The sequence below is a fragment of the Methylophaga sp. UBA5088 genome, assembly GCF_002414625.1.
GTDB lineage: Bacteria > Pseudomonadota > Gammaproteobacteria > Nitrosococcales > Methylophagaceae > Methylophaga > Methylophaga marina.
On the sequence record NZ_DIAC01000131.1, the window covers coordinates 1 to 2,072 of the forward strand.

A 2,072-nucleotide genomic window follows, 5' to 3' on the forward strand; every position below is an offset into this window, starting at 1 on the left:
TCAATATCGTGCAGTGCCCGTTCTAGTAGGAGCAAATTCTTCTTTGATTTTTCCATAAGTACACTCAATCAATGAGGTTAAATCAATAGGGGCACGACTCAATATAGTCAGAATGTTTGATTTTGTTTCTTTATTTTCATGCTTCTCTTTTCAGATGCTATCTCTATTTTTCCTCTAGTAACACATCAGGTTTCTGTCTCGGCATTTTCTGGGTGAAAGTTTTCACTACCTCTTGCGGAGAGAAAAGTACCAAATGCCTGCAAGCTGGGGATATGTTCACAAAAGGTACGAACAGCGACCAATAACGGCACTGCGACAAGCATACCCACAATGGACCACAGCCAGGCCCATAATGCGACCGAGAGAAAAATCACGACGGGGTTCATTTCTAAGCGCCGCCCTACGAAATAAGGCGTGGCAAGCTGTCCTTCAATAATCGTTAACGTCAAATAGGCTAAGGCGGGCAGCAGCGCGGTAACGGTATGGTCAAAGGTAAGTAAACCTACGAGGGCCGCGATCACAACGCCGACGATAGCGCCAAGATACGGTACAAAATTAAAGGCGAACGCTAACACACCAAATAGGATGGCATTTGGCATGCCCAGCAGCCACATTGATACGCCAACCGTTATGCCGAGCACAGTATTAATAAGAGTGATAGTGAATAAGTAATTCGACAACTTGCGTTCGATGTCATAGCTAATTCTGACCGCATTACGCTTATCTTTAAACGTCGGCATAATGTGAACTAGCTTTTCGTAAAACATATCACCTGAGGCCAGCAGAAAGAACAGCAACACTAGGGTAAATACCATTTGTGCCAGAATTTCAGGCACCGAAGTAGCGAGTTTGACAAGCACTCCCGGCTCGCGTGGTGAGACCTTCTGCACTTGCTCTGTCTCGTTTTCCAGGGAGGCGATCTGCTCAATCTGTTTGCCAGCATCAATGACCTCTTTCGCTGACTGGTTCGCACCACGCAATTTCTGTTCAATTTTAAAGCCGATGGTGGGGGCTTCTTTAATCCAACTTTGCACGGGATCAGCGAGCGTGCTTAAACCCAAACCTATTAATGTCATCAGTCCACTGACAATAATAAACGCGGAGACAGCTGGTGGTAGTCGTCGGCGCTCAAGGAAACGTCGCACCGGACTAAACACTAGTGCCAATAACACGCCAAGCGCTACCGGCACGAGAAAATCACGAGCGTGAGCAACACTGCCCAGTAATAGCAGTAAAAATATACCGACTATTGCCCAGTGTGAACTTGACTTAAATATGTTGGTGGCAGGCATATTGTTTGACACTAACTCGGGGCTGGCATCTGCTGGCATGGTGTGGTTATTTTGTATATCGTCTGACATCTCAGCCTTGCCTCTAGTCGAAACCAATTGGGTCATTGTGTTTGATATTTTGTCTAGATTTCATATAACTCTTTTCTGTTCAATATTTCTATTTTTAGTTGATACGTAGCATGCCAGATTTTTAAATGTATTTGGAAAAAATAGAATCACTCTTTTCATCTCAGGAAACTCTCAAACTTACTCACTTGATTGAATTAGGAGACTGAATACCAGTGTTTTCATATTAGTTATTAAATAATAATGATTTGTATTTAGATTTTATGATCTGTAAAGTGCTGTCATTTTTTAAATAGCAAATCATGAGATAAGACATATGAAACGGAGCACACGATATGCCATTAGCTTGTCATTGGTCTCGCTGTATAGCGGCTTAGCTAATGCGGAGCCAGTTGAACAAGTATCTGAGTCTAGCGAAGTGATTAGTCTGGATTCATTGCGCATTTATGGCGAACCAGAGGAAACCAAATCAGCAACAAAACTGGATTTAACCATCTTTGAAACGCCTCAGATTGTCTCGGTTATTTCACAAGATCAGATTGAAGATTTTGCCTTAAATGAGGTGAATGACTTACTGAAATATGTGCCGGGTGTGACGGTGGAGCAGGTAGAAACGGGTAGAACGTACTACACCGCACGTGGTTTTGATATCGTTAACTTTCAGTATGACGGCATTGGTGTGCCTTTTTCATATGGTTTGACACAAGGTCACGA

2 protein-coding genes are annotated in these 2,072 nt (G+C 43.1%); one reads left to right on the forward strand and one right to left on the reverse strand.

The window, feature by feature from the left end; translation table 11 throughout:
* Window positions 1-185: 185 nt before the first annotated feature.
* Window positions 186-1,361 (reverse strand): AI-2E family transporter, encoded by a 1,176-nt coding sequence (locus tag B4K20_RS16145; protein WP_289283697.1) that lies wholly within the window; start codon window positions 1,359-1,361, stop codon window positions 186-188.
* Window positions 1,362-1,674: 313 nt separating this feature from the next.
* On the opposite strand from B4K20_RS16145, the gene B4K20_RS16150 reads away from it, so the two are divergent.
* Window positions 1,675-2,072 (forward strand): TonB-dependent receptor plug domain-containing protein (locus B4K20_RS16150; RefSeq protein WP_289283698.1); only part of this gene is annotated, 398 nt, incomplete at its 3' end.